Below are 16,922 nucleotides of genomic sequence, written 5' to 3'. Positions count from 1 at the left end.
TCCCTAAGGAAGCATCGTGAAGAACAAGTGGACAGCCCTCGCCCTCCTCACCACCACCCAGTTCGTCCTCATCCTTGACTCCACCATCGTCGGCATCGCGCTGCCGCTCCTCGGCCAGGATCTGCGCATGGGCCAGGAGCAGTTGTCGTGGGTGCACACGGCCTACTCACTCGTGTTCGGCGGCCTGCTGCTGCTCGGCGGGCGCCTTTCCGACTTCTTCGGCCGGCGGCGGGTGTTCGTCGCCGGGATGTTGTTGTTCGCGTTCGCCTCGTTGCTCGGCGGGCTCGCCTCCGGCGGGGTGCTGGTCGTGGCGATGCGGGCCGTACAGGGGATGGCCGCGGCCCTCGTCGCGCCCGCCGCGCTGTCGCTGGTGATGACCATCTTCGACGGCGACGCCGACCGCGACCGGGCCATGGGCCTGTGGGGCGCGGTCGGCGGCGTGGGCGCCTCGGCCGGCGTCGTGCTCGGCGGCGTGCTGACCGACTGGCTCGGCTGGCGTTCGGTCTTCTACGTCAACGTCCCGGTGGGCGTGGTCGTCGCCGTCCTCGCTCTGAGCCTGCTCCCCCACGTCGCGCCCTCCGGCGCCCGCGGCTTCGACGTCTTCGGCGCGATCACCTCGACGGCCGGCCTCGGCCTGCTCATGTACGCCGTCGTGGAGTCGTCGCTGCCCCTGGGCGGCCTGGCCGTCGTTCTCCTGGCGCTGTTCCTGGTCATCGAGTCGCGCTCCAAGAACCCGCTGATGCCGCTCTCGATCTTCCGCAGGCCGTTGCTGCGCGCCGGCAACACGATCATGTTCCTGGTGGCCGCCGCCGCCCAGCCGTTGTTCGTCATCCTCACCCTCTACACGCAGTACGTCCTCGGCTACTCCGCCACCGAAGCCGGCCTGTCGGTCGTCGCCATCTCCGTGGCGATCGCCCTGACCGCCTCGACCGTGGGCGGCCGATTCGTCAGCCGATTCGGCATCCGCGCCACCGCCGTCACCGGCATGGCGCTGATCACCGCAGGAGCCGTCGCGTACCTCCGCATCACCCCCAGCAGCACCTTCCTCGGAACCCTCCTCGCCCCCGAACTGCTGACCGGCATCGGCTTCGGCCTGCTGGTGGTGGCCGTCACGATCGCCGCCACGGCGGAGGCCACGCCGGAGGAGGCGGGGCTGGCCTCCGGCCTGTTCAACGTGACCCCGCAGGTGGGCATCTCCATCGGCGTCGCCGCCCTCGTCTCCCTGGCCACCACCGTCTCCGGCCCCGCCCCATCACCGGAGGCGCTGACCTCTGGATACCAGGCGGCGATCATGGCTTCGGCGGCGATCGCCGCGGTGGGCCTGCTGGCGGCGATCGCGATGCTGCCCGGCAGGCGGACGGCGGCGCGGGTCACGGCGAGAACACAAGCTTGACCAGCAGGTCGATGAGCTGCTCGCGCTCGGCCTCGGTCAGCGGTGCGAGCAGTTCCTCGTGCGTGGCGGCGAGCGCGGCCTCCAGCCGGACGAACTGCTCCCGCCCCGCCTCCGTCAGCGAGATGACGTTGCGCCGCCGGTCATCCGGGTCCGGCGTCCGCTCCACCAGCCCACGCCCGGCCAGCTCGTTGATGACGGCGACCAGGTCGCTGCGGTAGATCCCGGTCCTGTCGCTCAGCTCGGCCTGGCTGGCCGGCCCGGAGTCGTGCAGGGCGACAAGGGCGCTGTAGTGCCATTTGCGGGCGCCCAGCTCGGCGAACCTGGAGGTCACCACCCGGTCGGCTTGGGCTGCGGCGAGGCCCAGCAGTCTGCTCGGCACCCTTCTGAGGCGGGCCGGGGTCTTCTCCATGCGCCAAGGCTATTGCGTTAGTGGCACTAACGATGTAATTTCGTTCGTGCCACTAACGTTTATCTGACTAACGGAGTACGCGATGCCCACCATCGAGATTCTCGGCTCGACCATCCACTACGAAGAGATCGGCTCCGGCACCCCGATCGTCTTCCTCCACGGCAACCCCGCCTCCTCCCACATGTGGCGCAAGGTGCTCCCGCTGGTCGGCGAGGGCCGGTTGCTGGCGCCCGACCTGATCGGCATGGGCCGCTCGGGCAAGCCCGACATCGGCTACACCTTCGCCGACCACGCGCGCTACCTGGACGCCTGGTTCGACGCGCTCGGCCTGGACGACGTGGTACTCGTCGGCCACGACTGGGGCGGCGCACTCGCCTTCGACCGGGCCGCCCGCCACCCCGGCAAGGTACGCGGCGTCGCCGTCTTCGAAACCTTCATGCGCCCCCTGTCCTGGGCCGACCTGGGCGAAGGCCCACGCGCCCGCTCCGAGGCCATCCGCTCCCCCAAGGGTGAAGAACTGGTGCTGAGCACCGACTACTTCATCCAGACCGCCTACACCGGCGGCGTACTCACCCCCGTGAGCGAGGAGGAGAAGGCGGCCTACCTCGCGCCGTTCCCCACCCCCGAGAGCCGCCGCCCGATCCTGGCCTGGGCCCGGTCCATCCCGCTGGACGGCGAACCCGCCGACGTGGCCGACCGCATGGCCCACTACGGAAAGTGGCTCGCGGCCAGCCACGAGACCCCCAAGCTCCTGCTCACCTTCGACGGCTCGCCCGTCCTGCTCATCACGCCCGAGGTGGCCGAGTGGAGCAGGTCCGCGGTGGCGGCGCTTGAGGTCGAGTACGCCGGCGCCGCGGGCCACCACGCCGCGGAAGACCAGCCGGAGCGGATCGCGGCGGCGATCGCCGCCTGGGCCGACCGCAACCAGCTCCGCTGAGTCTCCACGAGCACCACGTCAGCGCAGGTCGGCAGGATCGACGGCGTACGCCAGCGCGCGGTACCCCGCGTCGTTGAGGTGCAGATGGTCACCAGAGTCGTAGGCGGGGTTGAGCTGGTCCCCGTCGGAGGACGAGGCAAGGACGCGGTCGAGGTCGACCACCGCGTCGTACTCACCCGACGTACGGATCCAGGCGTTGACCTCGTCCCGCTTGGCCTCTCTGACCGCGTCGTAGTAATGCGACCCCTTCATCGGCGGCAGGGTCGCACCGATGACCCGCACACCCCTGGCCCGCGCCTGCCGGATCAGCTCCCGGTGCCCGGCGATGACCTGGCGGGCGGAGACGTCGGCGGGCGGCCGGCTCATCCCGATGTCGTTGATGCCCTCCAGGACGATGACCGTGCCCACGCCGGGCTGGCCCAGTACATCGCGCCGGAACCGGGAGGTGCCCTTGTCACCGAGCTGCGCCGAGTCGACCGTCACCCGGTTTCCACCGATCCCCTGATTGAGTACGGCACGCGGCCGGCCGGCGGCGGCCAGTCGCTCGGCCAGCTCGTCGGGATAGCGGTTGTCGGCGCCCGGCCTGGACCCGTAGCCGTCGGTCAGCGAATCTCCGAAGGCGACCACGCCCCGGCGATGCGTACCGCCGATGACGTCGACCCCGCTCAGGTAGTACCAGGACACAGTGGTCTCGGTGAACGCCGCGCCGCCCACGTCGGCCCGGTGGTCGCCGTTCGCGCGGTAGCTGGGCGCCATGGCCTGGGCGTGGTAGGTCGCCGGACCGGTAGGCGCGGCGAGATAGAGCGTGACCGTGACCGAACTCAAGGCCTCAACCGGCAGCGGCACCAGATCACTCGCGATCTCGGCCCCCGCCGGGACCGTGAAGGCCCTCGCACCGTTGACGGTGAGATGCCGGACCGACCCACGCCGAACGGCGGCGCCGTCCGCGGTACGCGCGACCGTGGCCCCCGCGACCTTCAGCGGCGTGGTCCCGTAGGCGTTGGTCAGCCGCACCCGAGCCGCCACACCGCCCACGCTGACCCGGACCACCTGGCGAAGCGTCTGCTGGGAGAACCCCTCCTGTGACCAGTTCGGCGTGTAGTTCACACCTGGCCGCTGCGGCGAAGCGGTCCACGTGGCGTCCCAGCCACGGGTGCCGCTCTCAGCGGACGCGATCCCGGTTCCCGCGGACACGGCGGCGAGGACGAGGGCGAAGGTGATGGCGAGTCGTCGGGGTTGGACAGGCAATGGAAGTCTCCTCACGAAAGCCGCGCGCCTGGGGGCACGGGCGCTTCACATGGGGAAATCATCGCCGCGGCGCGAGCGGCGATCATCGCCCTGAGGTCGTTCGTCCGGCTACCACGTCCAACGCAGATCCCCGCCGGGCACTACGACGTGAGGAGCAGCCCGGCATACACCCACACAGTCCGGTGGATGTCAGGCGTCGTCGCCGCAACTGGGCGAACGCACGAACGTGGTCGTGGCGGCGGCGGAGACGTTGCCGGAACTGTCCACGGCGCGGACCGTGATCGTGTTGTCCCCCACGGGCACGATGCCGATGGTGTGGGCCCCGGCACCGCGCACCCAGCCATCGTGCGTGCCGTTGACGAGGACCTCGTAGTCGATCGCGGACTGCGGATCGGCGTTGTCGCTCGACTGAGTCCAGGTCAGATCGACGGTGAAGCACGCGTACCTGGCCGTCTTCGCCACCAGCCCGGTGGGTGCCGACGGCGCGGCCGGGTCCGTACGCGCGAGTGTGTCGAGCGTCAGCGTGTTCGACGAGGGCGACACACCTATGGCCCCGCGAACCGCCCGCACCACGTACGCGTGCGACGACCGCGCGGCCAGCCCCCGCACCACCAGATCGATCGTCTCGATCCCGTTGAAGGGCCCGGCCGGGACGGTGGCGACGACCGCGCCCCCGTCGAGCACCTCGTAGTAGCCGATGTCCCAGCTGTCGTCAGGCTGTTCGAAGGCGAGACCGACCCGCGCGGAGGCCACCTCGGTGGCCCGCAGATTCGCCGGTCCGGGCGGAACCACTCCCGGTCCGCGCGTGGTGATCGTGAGGGTACGGCTCGGCGGCGAGGTGTTCCCGGCGTCATCGGCGGCGACGACATGGAAGGAGTAGGTGGCGCCCGGAACCAGCCCGGAAGCGGTGTGGCGCTGCAGCCGCGTGGTCGTGACCAGAGCCCCGTTCTGGTAGATCCGGGCGCGAAGGACGCCCACGCTCCCCGAGGTGTTCTGGGACCAGTGGAAGGAGATCTGGGTCGCGGTGACGGTGTCGACACGCAGCGGCTCCGGCGCCGGCAGGGCGACGGCCGCCGTGCTCGGAGAGGACAACGACACCGCGGCCACGACCACCGCGGCGAAGATGGTGGCGAACCCGTACAGGCGCTTGATCATCTGGTTTCCCTTCATGGGCGGCACCTGCCTCTAATACGTCCGCACACCCCACGATGGATTCCCCCACCCCTCCACAGATCACCCACCCGGCCCTGCCACCATCACGCTTCCCGGCAACACCGGCATGCCCCTCGGCAGCGGCATGTGCCGCGGCTTGCTGGTTGTCGTGGCCGGTGGCTGGGAACTGGCGGGGGTCGTCGTCCATCCCGGGCGCCCGCGGACATCGAGAAAGCGGCCACCAGCGGTTCAAGCGTGAGCGTCTCCGCCCCTGGGGTCGGCCAGCGTGGCCATCGTCTCAAGCAGCGTCGTGTAGACAGGGCCGGGTTCGGCGGATTCCTCCCAGTTCGGCTCTTCCCCGGTCGCCGGACCGGTTTCCGCCGCCGGGAAGAACAGCCACCACAGGTTGTGCCAAGGGTCGAGGAACCGGGCGATGCCGTACCCGCCGTAGAAGGGAGACGCCGGGGTGACGACGGTCGCACCGCGTCCGACCGCTCTGCGCATCGTCTCCTCGGGGTCGGCGACGTACACCTGGGTCAGGGCCGGCGTGAACGGCCAGCCGGCCTTACGGTCGGCGACCATGAGCAACGAGTTGCCGATCTTGACTTCGGCGTGGATCAGCGTTCCGTCTCCGGCGTAGAAGTCAGGGGTGCGGGCTTCCGTCCGCTCGGTCGCGCCAAAGACCGCGACGAGGAAGTCGATGAACGGCGCGGCACCGTCAACGACCACGAATCCGTTGACGGTGTTCTCACCCGGAGGTTCGGGATCTTGCTGGGTCATCTCCATACCGCGAGGCTAGAGATGATCGCGGCCGGTTTCCTGCCGCAATAGCGGCTCCGGTTCAGGCATCAGCCTCGAGCACGGCGAGGTCGCGGACGGCGTAGCGGTGATGTTCGGCCTCTTCCTTCAGCACCACCTTGAGACAACGGCGCACGACGTAGTCCTGGTCGGGATACGGGTCGGCCGGCTTGCGACCGCATACCCGATCGAGCTCGGCCTCGGTGAGCCCGTCTACGACACGCCGCATCGTGGCCATGCGGGCCAGCCGCGGCGCGAGCACCTCGTCGAGCGTCGGGGTGGCTTCGAGGGTGAGGCCGAGCTTCGCCGGCGCGTCGGACGGCATCCCGCCGTAAGGGAAGCCCAACGGGTGGTACGGCGCTTCCTCCTCCAGTACGGCATTGCCGAGCCAGGCATCGCCGGCGAACAGCAGGTGCCGTTGGGTCTCGACCAACGACCGTTCGCCGTCGACCCGCTCGTGCGGCTTGGCCAAGGCAGTCTGCCGCACCCGTCCCGCCCGCGCCACCATGGGCAACGTCGATCACGTGGAACGACCCCCGCACCGTCCCCGTCGAAGGGATCGGCAGCGGACTGTTCACCCGCCACGCCCTGACCATCACCAACCATGCATAGACATATGTCAATATAGACGTGAGTCGACTTCGATACTCATCGATATGGAGAGAGGTATGGAGCTGCTGCAGATCCTGGAGTGCAGCCCGCCGCTGGCGCGCGAGCCGCTGGACGCCGGCCAGGCCGCGGGCGTGGCCCGCGTGTTCAAGGCGCTGGGTGATCCGGTACGGCTGCGCATCCTGTCGATCGTGGCCAGCCGCGAAGGCGGCGAGGTGTGCGTATGCGACATCACCGGCGCGTTCGAACTGTCCCAGCCGACCATCAGCCACCACCTCAAGGTGCTCAAGGACGTCGGCCTGCTCACCTCGGAGCGGCGCGCGTCCTGGGTCTACTACCGGCTCGTGCCGGAGACACTGGGTGAGCTGTCGGCGATCCTCGGCGCCCCGGCAGCGGTGTAGTCCGGTGGCCATCCGAAGCTCCGGCTCCGCCGCGGCGCCCGCGTCCGGCCAGGGGGTGATCGCCGGGCTGTCCACGCTGGACCGGTTCCTGCCGGTGTGGATCGGCGCCGCGATGGCCGCCGGGCTGCTGCTCGGCCGCCTGTTGCCCGGCCTGGACACGGCTCTGGAAGCGGTGAAGATCGGCCAGATCTCCCTGCCGATCGCCCTGGGTCTTCTGCTGATGATGTACCCGGTGCTGGCCAAGGTCCGCTACGACCGTCTCGGCGCCGTCACCGGCGACCGCCGCCTGCTGCTGTCCTCGCTGGTGCTCAACTGGGTGCTCGGCCCGGCGCTCATGTTCGCGCTGGCGTGGGCGCTGCTGCCGGATCTGCCCGAGTACCGCACCGGCCTGATCATCGTCGGACTGGCCCGCTGCATCGCCATGGTCCTCATCTGGAACGACCTGGCCCGCGGCGACCGCGAGGCCGCCGCCGTCCTCGTGGCGTTGAACTCGCTCTTCCAGGTGCTCGCCTTCGGTCTGCTCGGATGGTTCTACCTGGAGCTGCTGCCCGGCTGGCTCGGCCTGGCGGGCAGCACCCTGGACGTCTCCGCCTGGGACATCGCGCAGTACGTGCTCATCTTCCTCGGCATCCCGCTGGCCGCCGGGTACGCCTCCCGCGAGCTCGGCGAGCGCACCCGCGGCCGGGAGTGGTACGAGACCCGGTTCTTGCCGAAGATCGGGCCCGTCGCGCTGTACGGGCTGCTGTTCACCATCGTCATCCTGTTCGCCCTGCAGGGCCACACGATCAGCGGGCGGCCGCTCGACGTGGCCCGGATCGCGCTGCCGCTGCTGGCCTACTTCGCGCTGATGTGGGGCGGCAGCTTCCTGGCCGGGCGGGCGATCGGCCTGTCCTACGAGCGCACTACCACGCTCGCCTTCACCGCGGCGGGCAACAACTTCGAGCTGGCCATCGCCGTCGCCGTGGGGGTGTTCGGCGTGACCTCCGGCCAGGCACTGGCCGGCGTCGTGGGTCCGCTCATCGAGGTGCCCGTCTTGGTCGCCCTCGTCTACGTCAGCCTGTGGGGCCGACGCCTGTTCAGCAAGGAGCTCAGCGGTGCCTAGTGTGCTGTTCGTCTGCGTCCACAACGCCGGACGTTCTCAGATGGCCGCCGGATGGCTCCGCGAACTGGCCGGAGACCGGGTCGAGGTTCGCTCGGCCGGATCCGCGCCCGCCGATCGGATCAACCCGGTCGCCGTCGAGGCCATGAACGAGGTCGGCATCGACATCACCGGCGCCCAGCCCAAGGTCCTCACCACGGACGCGGTCGAAGCCTCCGACGTCGTGATCACCATGGGCTGCGGCGACGCCTGCCCGATCTTCCCCGGCAGACGCTACGAGGACTGGAAGCTCGACGACCCCGCCGGTCAGGGCGTCGAGGCCGTGCGTGAGATCCGCGACGAGATCAAGAGTCGCGTCGAGAAGCTCCTGGCCGACCTGCTGCCGGCCTGACGGCTACCTCCTCGGCGGCAGTTGTGACCGGCCAGATGCCCCATCACTGTCTTGTCCGCGTCGCGCGGCCGGTGCGTGCGGCCCTGCCCCGGGTCAAGACGACAGGGCGAAGGGGCCGTCGGAAGCCGGCGTGACCTCGCCCAGAGGCGCGAACAGGGCGCCGAGTTTGTTCACGGTCTCGGGGATGATGCGGTAGTAGACCCAGGTGCCGCGGCGTTCGCCGTCGATGAGGCCGGCGGTGCGCAGGATCTTCAGGTGGTGGGAGATCGTCGGTGCGGTCAGGTCGAAGACGGGCGTCAGATCGCAGACGCACGCTTCGCCGCCGGCGTGGGAGCCGATCATCGACAGCAGGCGCAGCCGTACCGGATCGGCGACGGCTTTGAGCAGGACTGCCGCCTCGGCGGCGTCGCTCTCGGAGATCGGCTCACGCGCGATCGGCGCGCAGCAGGCGGCGCTTGCGGGGGCGGCCATGACACGACTCCTTGGTTCGACGGCAATCTAACTATATGTGGTGGTAGGCGACCAGCGCTCCTGCGGCGATCACGCAGGCCGCGGCGAGGTAGGCGACGCCCCGGGCCGGCGGTCAGCCGATCGTCACCACGACGAACTCAGCGCCAGGAATCCGGCGCAAGTCCTCTGACAGCGACTTTGCTTCCGCTGGCAAGCCAAGGCACATCCAGCCGATCGCACCGCACGAATACGAGGTGACAGCTGTCCCGCTCATCACGGAGGACAACGGTGAACCTCGCCCCACAACTCTCGGACCGGCACCAGCGCCTGATCCCCACATCCGACGGCCAACCGGCACGTCGGCGTCGCGGCTTCCTCGGGTCGGCGGTGCGCCGCCGAGCCACCCTCGTCGCGGCGGTAGTGATCCTCGGTGCCGGCCTCGCCGCATCCACAGCCACCGCGGCGCACGCGAACGTCTCGGTGGGTATCAAGAGCTTCAAGTGCGTCAGCTACACGCCCAACGATGGAGAGTTCCACTGCACGGCCAGATGGATCGGTGGCCGGCCACCCTTCACGATCACCTGGAAGTCCAACCTCCCACTCGGCATCCAGACCGACGAGGCCAACCGCTGGAGTCAGGCCGACGGGACCTGCAGCCGCAAAGGCGCAACCTTCGCAATGTTCACGGTGAAGGACGCCGATGGGGACAGCGCCTCGGCAGAGGCGAACAACATCTGCCCGAGACCACGCTGAGGGCTTCGCACCGGATAGGCGACGGCCCCCACACAGGGTCACCGGCCCTCGGCCCCGTTGAACGGGGTCCATCAGTAGATCGTTGACCCGATACAGGAGTCGGTTCAGGGGCGGGTCGGGGTCACCATCCGGGCCGGGCACGTCGACGCGCACAGTTCGCACAGCTAGTTGATCGTCTGCTGGTTCAGAGACACCCTTCTCACGCCGTGCCGCTCCGGCAGGAGATGCGGGCTCTGCCGGTGGGTGTGGTGGCCCAGGTGTCACCGCTCTGGGTGATGAAGCCCTGAGCTTGCAGGCGCCAGGCCAGCGTGCCGGCCATGCGGGTGATCGCGCGGGCGTAACCAGGGTTGGGGCTCGATCGCCTGGCGCTGACCAGGTGGGCGGCCAGGCGATCGACCTCCAGCCCGTCGTGGTCGCAGCCGAGGCGCAGGACCTCCTTCTGCAGGGCGGTGGGGTAGCCGTCAGGTATCTCCGGACTTCCTTCTTCGCGAGAAGGCGGTCAGCCGCAGCAGCCGCCGCCGGTGGTGGCGGTGACCAGCGGGAGCGGGGCGGCGAGCAGGCCGCCGCTGAGGCCGGTGGCCAGCCCGACCCGCTGCTCCTGAGCTTCGGCCAGGCTGGAGGAGCACACCCCGGTCTCGGGCAGGTCGAGCTGGACGTCGCGGGCCGCCTGCCAGTCACCGGCCAGCGCGGCGACGACGGAGCGGACCTGCTCGTAGCCGGTGGCCATGAGGAAGGTCGGCGCGCGGCCGTAGGACTTGACGCCGACGGCGTAGTAGCCGGGTTCGGGGTGGGCGAGCTCGTCGACGCCGTGCACGGGGACGGTGCCGCACGAGTGCTGGTTGGGGTCGATCAGCGGGGCGAGCCGCCGGGTGGAGCCCAGGATCGGGTCCAGGTCGAGGCGGAGTTCGCCGGCGATGGTGTGGTCGGGGCGGTAGCCGGTCGCCGCGACGATCCGGTCGGCGACGACGGTCTGCTCGTGGCCGTGGCGGTCGCGGCTGATCACGCTCACCTGATGGCCGTCGTGCTGGATGGTGTGGGCGAAGAAGCCCGTGACGAGCTGGATGCGGCCGGACTCGACGTGGGCGCGCAGGCGGGTGCCGAGTGCGCCGCGGGCCGGGAGGGCGTCGGCGTCGCCGCCGCCGTAGGTGCGGGCGGCGGCGCCGGCGCGGATGGCCCAGGTGATGCGGGTGGCCTCGGACAACTGGGCCAGGGCGAGCAGGGTGGTGGCGGCCGAGTGGCCGGCGCCGATGACCAGGACCCGCTTACCCTCGTAGTCTTCGCGGTCGGTGCCGAGCACGTCGGGCAGGGCGTGGTCGACCAGCCCGGCCGTGGCCGCCTCGGCCTCGCCGTGGGCGGGCAGGCCGCCGGCGCCGAGCACGTTCGGTGTCGCGTAGGTGCCGGAGGCGTCGATGATCGCGCGGGCCTGGAGTTCTTCGCCGCTTTCCAGGCGGATGAGGAAGGGCGCGTCCTGTCGGCCGTTGGTACGGACCCGGTCGTAGCCTTCACGGCTGATGGCGGCCACCTTCGCGCCGAGCCGTACGCGCTCGCCGAAGAGCTTGGCCAGCGGGGCGAGGTAGTCGTCGATGAGCTCGGCGCCGGTGGGCAGCCATTCGCCGTCCGGGGCGCTCCAGCCGCCGGCGTGAAGCAGGCGGCGGGCGGCGGCGTCGACGTTGTACTTCCACGGACTGAACACCCGCACGTGACCCCACCGGGCGACGGAGGCGGCGACCTGCCCGCCCGCCTCCAGCACCAGGAAGGGCCGGCCGCGTTCGGCCAGATGGGCGGCGGCGGCCAGGCCGACCGGGCCCGCGCCGATCACCACGACCGGCAGTCCCGCCGCGCCGGGGCCGTGCGCGACCTGCTCGAGTTCGAGCGCGGTGCCGCAGCAGCTGTTGCTCATGAGCCCTCCTCAAGATGCGAACGATGTGCGCCATTACTTAGAAGATTGTCGAAGCAGCACCCTCATGATGTGCCTCTGATTAGAGGAATGTCAAATTAGCTGGTTGGCGAAGACGACCCCGGAGACCTGGTGGCCGAGCTCAGCGTGCGCGATGTCAGCGAGTTCCGGGACTGCGAGGTCGTCGTGAACGACAGTGAGGAATCGGGCGTGGACCGGGTGATGCCGGAGACGGTCGCCGCGCTCGCCGCCGTCGAAGATGCGCGGCTGCGTGAGTATGCCGAGGACGAGTTGCTCGATGAGTACGAGATCGAACGCATCACCGCCCTACGAGACCTGGCCCGCGAGGCGGTGCGACTCAGCCACGGGATGTATCGCTGGATGTGCGTCTGAACGCGGCGAACAGCTCTTCGCGGAGGGCGGGCGGGAGCTTACGGCCCAGCCAGCCCCCAGCACATGTCGGCGCGCTGCTCCTGCCTTCCACCTTCAGGTGTACGGCGCGCCGGTCCTGGTCGGTCACGGGTCTGCCATGCCCATCGCATCGGCCACGGGCTTGCTCTGACAAGGGCCAAGTCAACTGGCTTTGGCGGAGTCGAGATGACGGGCATCGCCGAGGTTGACGACCGAACGGTTGTGGAAGAAGTCATCTTCGTGCAGCGTGGTGATGCTGCCGGATGGTGCCCGGAAACTGGCGTAGCCGACCGCCTTGATCGGCATCTTGATCCAGGACGTGACGACGAATGTCAGGGAGCCACCATGCGTCACGATGATCTGGTGCTCGCAGGGCCGCTGCAGGATCTCGTCCATGGCCGCGTAGATGCGCTCCACCAACGCCGCCTTGGTCTCGGCGCCCGCCACGCCCTCCTCGTGTTCCAACCGCTCCCCGGCAGCCGGCGGCTGGATGAATCGTTGGTCCAGCCACTCCTGTGGCCTTCCCCCCGCCTCTCCGTAGGACTTCTCCCGCAGCCTGCGATCCAGGACCGGTGTCAGGCCGAACAACTCGCCCACCCGCTCGGCCGTTTGCCGGGTGCGCCGCAGATCGGAGGAGAACAACTCCACATCAGCACCGATGGGGATCTGAGCTCGCAGCGCCTCGGCAATGGAGGCCGCCGCGCTGAGGCCGGCTGGCGTCAACGCCGAATCATGCCAGCCGCCGACGACCCTGTCGACGTGGTGCGTCGCCTCCGGATGGGTGACGACGTAGAGGGTACGCATGAGTGGGATCTTCCTGTAGAGGATGGTCGTGAAGTGATCTTAGGAGTGCTTCACAAGTTCTCCACGAGGACCATCATCGAGCCGCCCCACGACCACTGTTGAGTTGTCAGGGCGGGCTTACTCGGGCAGGTTGGCGCGCACGAGTGCGGTTCCGATGCCGGTGCCCTGGTGGGCAGGGTGGACCGATACCGGGCAGAGCGTGAGAGAGGCGACTGCGCATCGAGGCGTTCTTCCCATCCGACGACGAGAGCGCCGAACGCCGGAAAGTCGATGATCCTTCCTGTCCCGCGGAGGTCTCCCCAGACATGGACACAGCCACCACGTCGATGCCCGCTGGCATTTCCCGGACGCCGAGCCGGCCAGCCCCTCCATCACCGCAGCCTTGCCGCCCTGGTCCGCGACCTCGGCATCTCTGGCCAAGCCGCCCGCCCGCAGCCCTTCGGCAATGGGTCCTTCAAGCCCCCACGCCCGTCATCGTGCAGGCGCTGGGCTTCCACGACAAGACCACCACTCGGCTCGCATCCGAAGCGGTGGAGACCCTGGAGCCGCCACGCCCAAACGATCACGCTCAGTGAACAGGAGGCAGAAACACGAACTCAGATCACTCGATCAACGACTGTCACCAGTCTCGGAAGTCTCTCCTGGGCGACGCTGTCTCCGGACCACCCTGGATAGCCGGGTAGCGAGTGGGCATGCGAGCCGCTGGTTGGGTGGGCTTCAGCTGCCCAACCACTTGGCCGGGCAACGGGTGGGGGCCTTAGGAAGGCGCGCGAGCGGAGCAAGCACCTTTGGGCAGGGTGGGATCCAACTGGCCGACACCCCAACTGGGCAACGGGTGGGCCTCAGGAAGGCGCGCGAGCGGAGCGAGCACCTTGCCTTTGGCCAGACGCGCGAGCAACGCGAGCACCGAGCCTTTGGCCCTTACTCCCACTCGATGGTGCCCGGGGGCTTGCTGGTCACGTCGACCACCACCCGGTTGACCTCGCGGACCTCGTTCGTGATCCGGGTCGAGATACGCGACAGCACGTCGTAAGGCACCCTGGCCCAGTCCGCCGTCATCGCGTCCTCGGAGGTGACCGGCCGCAACACCACCGGGTGGCCGTAGGTGCGCCCATCTCCCTGCACCCCGACCGACCGTACGTCGGCCAGCAGCACCACCGGGCACTGCCAGATCTCCCGATCCAGCCCGGCCCGCGACAGCTCTTCCCTGGCGATCGCGTCGGCTTCGCGCAGCAGGTCCAGCCGCTCCTTGGTGACCGCCCCGATGATCCGGATCCCCAGCCCGGGCCCCGGGAACGGCTGCCGCCACACCATCGCCGACGGCAGTCCGAGCTCTTCGCCCGCCCGCCGTACCTCGTCCTTGAAGAGGGTCCGCAACGGCTCCACGAGCTGGAACTGCAGGTCGTCGGGGAGCCCGCCCACGTTGTGGTGCGACTTGATGTTGGCGGTTCCGGTGCCGCCGCCCGACTCGACCACATCCGGGTAGAGCGTCCCCTGCACGAGGAAGTCGACGGGGCCGTCCGCCATGATGGCCCGCTGCTCGTCCTCGAAGACGCGGATGAACTCGCGCCCGATGATCTTGCGCTTCTCCTCCGGGTCGGTCACGCCGTCCAGGGCCTTCAGGAAGCGGTCGGCGGCGTCCACCACGCGCAGCTTCACCCCGGTGACGGCCACGAAGTCGCGCTCCACCTGCTCGGCCTCGCCCTTGCGCAGCAGGCCGTGGTCAACGAAGACGCAGGTCAGCCGGTCACCGATGGCCCGCTGCACGATGGCGGCCGCCACGGCGGAGTCGACGCCGCCGGACAGCGCGCAGATGGCGCGACCCTCGCCGACCTGCTGGCGTACCGCTTCGACGGCGTCTTCGACGATGTTGAGCATGGTCCAGCTCGGACGGCATCCGGCCGCGTCGAGGAAGTGCTTGAGCACCGCCTGCCCGTGCTCGGAGTGGAGGACCTCGGGGTGGAACTGCACGCCGTACAGGCCGCGGAGGGTGTCCTCGAACGCGGCGACGGGGGTCTCGGACGTCGAGGCGGTCACCACGAAGCCGGCGGGCGCGGCGGCCACGCTGTCGCCGTGGGACATCCACACCTTCTGCTTGTCGGGCAGGCCCGCGAAGAGCACGCCCTCATTGAGCACGTCGAGCGCGGTGCCGCCGTATTCGGCCACGCCCGTGCGGGCGACCTCGCCGCCGAGGGAACGTGCCATCGCCTGGAAGCCGTAGCAGATGCCGAACGTCGGCACACCCGTCTCGAACAGCCCATCCGGTACGGCCGGCGCCCCGTCGGCATAGACCGACGAAGGCCCGCCCGACAGGATGATCGCCTTGGGCTTCTTGGCCAGCATCTCCTCGACCGGCATCGACGAGGGGACGATTTCCGAGTAGACGTGGCATTCGCGCACGCGGCGGGCGATGAGCTGCGCATACTGCGCACCGAAGTCGACCACGAGCACAGTGTCGAACTCAGACACGAGACAGACCCTCCAACAGCGAATGCGGTGCCCCCAGTGTATCGGCCCCGGCACCCCGCCCCGCTGCGGACGGCGCGGTGGTCACTCGTAGCCGGGCAGCGGCGGGAGGGCGCCGTCGAGCAGGGCTTCGAGCTGGTCACGCAGCCCCTTGGCGTACTCGGGGTGCGTGAGCAGGAGGAAACGCTCCTCGCGGATCGCCTCGACCACCTGCCTGGCCACGTCCGCGGGGTCGATGCCCCGTTCCATGATGGCGTCGATGATCCCCTGGGCGGCGTAGTCGTCGCGGGTGCGGCCGACGAGGAGGTCGGCGGGCCGTACCCGCTCGGAGGTGTTGATCTGGGTGCGCACGGCGCCGGGGCACAGCGCGGTCACCTTCAGCTTGGAGCCGGTGATCGCGAGGTCCTGGGCGAGGGTCTGCGACGCGGCGAACGCCGCGTACTTGCTGACGGCATAGCCCGCCGTGTACGGCGCCGCGAACAACCCCGCCACCGAGACGGTGTTGACGATGTGGCCTTCGGTGTCCTGTTCGATCATGCGCGGGACGAAGGCCTGGATGCCGTGGAGCACTCCCCAGAGGTTCACGCCCAGGAGCCAGGCGAAGTCCTCGGTGGTGCGGTTCCAGATGTGGCCGCCCTGGAAGACGCCGGCGTTGTTGCACAGCACGTGGACGGCGCCGAGTTCGCCGAACGTGCGCGCGGCCAGGTGCTGGACGGCGGCGTCGTCGGAGACGTCGGTGATCTGCGTGAGCACCCTGCCGCGCCCGGCCAGCGCGGCGGTCTCGGCCAGCCCGCCCGGGTCGACGTCGGCGAGCATCAGGCTCATGCCCTCTTCGGCCAGGCGGACCGCGAGCGCGCGGCCGATGCCGCTCGCCGCTCCGGTGACCACTGCGACCTTGCCGGAGAGTTCCCGCACGCCAGCCTCCCGAGCGCTCGCTTGGCACCAAGAACGTTATCAGAGCGAATGGCGCACCCAGATGTTCGGTTCGACGTAAACCGCGTGATCGTGGGTGACATCGCAGTGCACGGGAACGAGCGCCCCCGGCACCTCGACCGGGCCCTCGGCGTCGAACGGCAGGCCGGTCCACTTCCGCCACTCGCCGAGCGTGCCGGAGATCGTCATCGAGCGGTGGGCGACCTTCTCCACCGTCGCGCCGGCGCGGACGTGCACGCGTAGCCAGGCGTCGTACGGCAGGCCGTCAGCGCGGGTGCGGAAGGCGTACTCGGTGGCGGGGGTGCGCGGTTCCAGGTGCTTCTGGTTGGGCCTGACCGGCGCGAGCAGCTCGGAGTAGCCCAGGCGCGCGGCCCGCTCGCGCATCGCGGCGACCATGTGGCGGGACAGTCCGGCGCCGAGCAGGTCCTTCCTGATCGTGATCTCCAGGGCGGAGACGGCGTCGGGCTTCGTGCCGCTGTCCCTGGTCAGCCAGCCGCGCCTGATGACCGCGTCCCAGCCGTCCTCGGGCAGTTCGCCGTCTCGGGAGTTGAACGGGATCATGCAGCCGCGCGCCACCATCCTCCCGGGCTCGTCGGAGTCGTCGGCGACCAGGATGTAGTCGGCGTAGTGGGTGGTGGCGACCGCGTAGAAGAGGTCCGCGATCGGGTCGTTGAGCATGAACTCCGGCCAGGCCGTGTCCATGTCCCACAACGACTCAGCGAACTCGGGACGCTCGGCCAGCGTGGTGATCCGGAGGGACATGGCGGACAT

At 69.6% G+C, this 16,922-nt stretch carries 18 protein-coding genes; 7 read left to right on the top strand and 11 right to left on the bottom strand.

Annotated features, from left to right (window positions below):
* Nucleotides 1-16: 16 nt before the first annotated feature.
* Entirely contained in the window at nt 17-1,393 is a 1,377-nt protein-coding gene (locus tag ACIBKY_RS01540; protein ID WP_397093566.1) for an MFS transporter, read from the top strand.
* On the opposite strand, the gene ACIBKY_RS01535 is transcribed toward ACIBKY_RS01540, so the two are convergent.
* The gene (locus tag ACIBKY_RS01535; RefSeq protein WP_397093564.1) at nt 1,371-1,802 is read right to left on the bottom strand and encodes a MarR family winged helix-turn-helix transcriptional regulator; all 432 of its coding nucleotides are present in this window, start codon (nt 1,800-1,802) and stop codon (nt 1,371-1,373) included. The genes ACIBKY_RS01540 and ACIBKY_RS01535 overlap by 23 nt on opposite strands.
* A gap of 82 nt (nt 1,803-1,884) precedes the next feature.
* Between ACIBKY_RS01535 and ACIBKY_RS01530 the strand changes: the two genes are divergently transcribed.
* Nucleotides 1,885-2,739 (top strand): haloalkane dehalogenase, encoded by an 855-nt coding sequence (locus ACIBKY_RS01530; protein WP_397093563.1) that lies wholly within the window; start codon nt 1,885-1,887, stop codon nt 2,737-2,739.
* Nucleotides 2,740-2,757: 18 nt separating this feature from the next.
* Here the strand turns inward: ACIBKY_RS01530 and ACIBKY_RS01525 are convergent, their stop codons facing one another.
* The 4 genes from ACIBKY_RS01525 to ACIBKY_RS01510 form a co-directional block, all read right to left on the bottom strand.
* Nucleotides 2,758-3,987: an SGNH/GDSL hydrolase family protein gene (locus ACIBKY_RS01525; RefSeq protein WP_397093561.1), complete on the bottom strand. Its 1,230-nt coding sequence runs from the start codon at nt 3,985-3,987 to the stop codon at nt 2,758-2,760.
* Nucleotides 3,988-4,176: 189 nt separating this feature from the next.
* Nucleotides 4,177-5,157: a fibronectin type III domain-containing protein gene (locus ACIBKY_RS01520; protein ID WP_397093559.1), complete on the bottom strand. Its 981-nt coding sequence runs from the start codon at nt 5,155-5,157 to the stop codon at nt 4,177-4,179.
* Nucleotides 5,158-5,388: 231 nt separating this feature from the next.
* Complete coding sequence (locus ACIBKY_RS01515) at nt 5,389-5,925, bottom strand: VOC family protein (protein WP_397093557.1); 537 nt, start codon at nt 5,923-5,925, stop codon at nt 5,389-5,391.
* A gap of 55 nt (nt 5,926-5,980) precedes the next feature.
* The gene (locus ACIBKY_RS01510; RefSeq protein ID WP_397093555.1) at nt 5,981-6,445 is read right to left on the bottom strand and encodes a DinB family protein; all 465 of its coding nucleotides are present in this window, start codon (nt 6,443-6,445) and stop codon (nt 5,981-5,983) included.
* Nucleotides 6,446-6,605: 160 nt separating this feature from the next.
* On the opposite strand from ACIBKY_RS01510, the gene ACIBKY_RS01505 reads away from it, so the two are divergent.
* Genes ACIBKY_RS01505 through ACIBKY_RS01495 form a run of 3 tightly spaced genes read left to right on the top strand, consistent with a single transcriptional unit; the run spans nt 6,606 to nt 8,437 of the window.
* Nucleotides 6,606-6,947: an ArsR/SmtB family transcription factor gene (locus tag ACIBKY_RS01505; RefSeq protein WP_397093553.1), complete on the top strand. Its 342-nt coding sequence runs from the start codon at nt 6,606-6,608 to the stop codon at nt 6,945-6,947.
* Nucleotides 6,948-6,951: 4 nt separating this feature from the next.
* A complete protein-coding gene (arsB, locus tag ACIBKY_RS01500) occupies nt 6,952-8,049 on the top strand; it encodes an ACR3 family arsenite efflux transporter (protein WP_397093551.1) in 1,098 nt (365 codons plus the stop codon).
* Nucleotides 8,042-8,437 (top strand): arsenate reductase ArsC, encoded by a 396-nt coding sequence (locus ACIBKY_RS01495; protein ID WP_397093549.1) that lies wholly within the window; start codon nt 8,042-8,044, stop codon nt 8,435-8,437. The genes arsB and ACIBKY_RS01495 overlap by 8 nt, the downstream gene beginning before the upstream one ends.
* A gap of 93 nt (nt 8,438-8,530) precedes the next feature.
* On the opposite strand, the gene ACIBKY_RS01490 is transcribed toward ACIBKY_RS01495, so the two are convergent.
* Nucleotides 8,531-8,908: an ArsR/SmtB family transcription factor gene (locus tag ACIBKY_RS01490; protein ID WP_397093547.1), complete on the bottom strand. Its 378-nt coding sequence runs from the start codon at nt 8,906-8,908 to the stop codon at nt 8,531-8,533.
* A gap of 267 nt (nt 8,909-9,175) precedes the next feature.
* Here ACIBKY_RS01490 and ACIBKY_RS01485 point away from each other — a divergent pair, with 267 nt between their 5' ends.
* Nucleotides 9,176-9,640 (top strand): hypothetical protein, encoded by a 465-nt coding sequence (locus ACIBKY_RS01485; protein ID WP_397093545.1) that lies wholly within the window; start codon nt 9,176-9,178, stop codon nt 9,638-9,640.
* A 499-nt stretch (nt 9,641-10,139) separates the two neighbouring features.
* On the opposite strand, the gene ACIBKY_RS01480 is transcribed toward ACIBKY_RS01485, so the two are convergent.
* A complete protein-coding gene (locus ACIBKY_RS01480; protein WP_397093543.1) occupies nt 10,140-11,540 on the bottom strand; it encodes an FAD-dependent oxidoreductase in 1,401 nt (466 codons plus the stop codon).
* 129 nt (nt 11,541-11,669) lie between these two features.
* Between ACIBKY_RS01480 and ACIBKY_RS01475 the strand changes: the two genes are divergently transcribed.
* On the top strand, nt 11,670-11,930 hold the full coding sequence (locus ACIBKY_RS01475) for a hypothetical protein (RefSeq protein ID WP_397093542.1): 261 nt from the start codon (nt 11,670-11,672) through the stop codon (nt 11,928-11,930).
* Nucleotides 11,931-12,110: 180 nt separating this feature from the next.
* On the opposite strand, the gene ACIBKY_RS01470 is transcribed toward ACIBKY_RS01475, so the two are convergent.
* The 4 genes from ACIBKY_RS01470 to ACIBKY_RS01455 all read right to left on the bottom strand — a co-directional run bounded on the left by ACIBKY_RS01470 (nt 12,111) and on the right by ACIBKY_RS01455 (nt 16,913).
* Nucleotides 12,111-12,752, bottom strand: coding sequence for a histidine phosphatase family protein (locus tag ACIBKY_RS01470; protein WP_397093540.1), 642 nt, complete (start codon nt 12,750-12,752; stop codon nt 12,111-12,113).
* Between the two features lie 921 nt (nt 12,753-13,673).
* Entirely contained in the window at nt 13,674-15,221 is a 1,548-nt protein-coding gene (gene guaA / locus ACIBKY_RS01465) for a glutamine-hydrolyzing GMP synthase (protein WP_397093539.1), read from the bottom strand.
* An 81-nt stretch (nt 15,222-15,302) separates the two neighbouring features.
* Nucleotides 15,303-16,133, bottom strand: a complete 831-nt coding sequence (locus tag ACIBKY_RS01460; protein WP_379614371.1) for an SDR family NAD(P)-dependent oxidoreductase — start codon at nt 16,131-16,133, stop codon at nt 15,303-15,305.
* Between the two features lie 39 nt (nt 16,134-16,172).
* Entirely contained in the window at nt 16,173-16,913 is a 741-nt protein-coding gene (locus tag ACIBKY_RS01455) for an N-acetyltransferase (protein ID WP_397093536.1), read from the bottom strand.
* Nucleotides 16,914-16,922: the final 9 nt, after the last annotated feature.

The organism is Nonomuraea sp. NPDC050394 (genome assembly GCF_044459065.1).
Classification (GTDB): domain Bacteria; phylum Actinomycetota; class Actinomycetes; order Streptosporangiales; family Streptosporangiaceae; genus Nonomuraea.
This window is presented reverse-complemented; position numbering and strand designations above follow the sequence as displayed.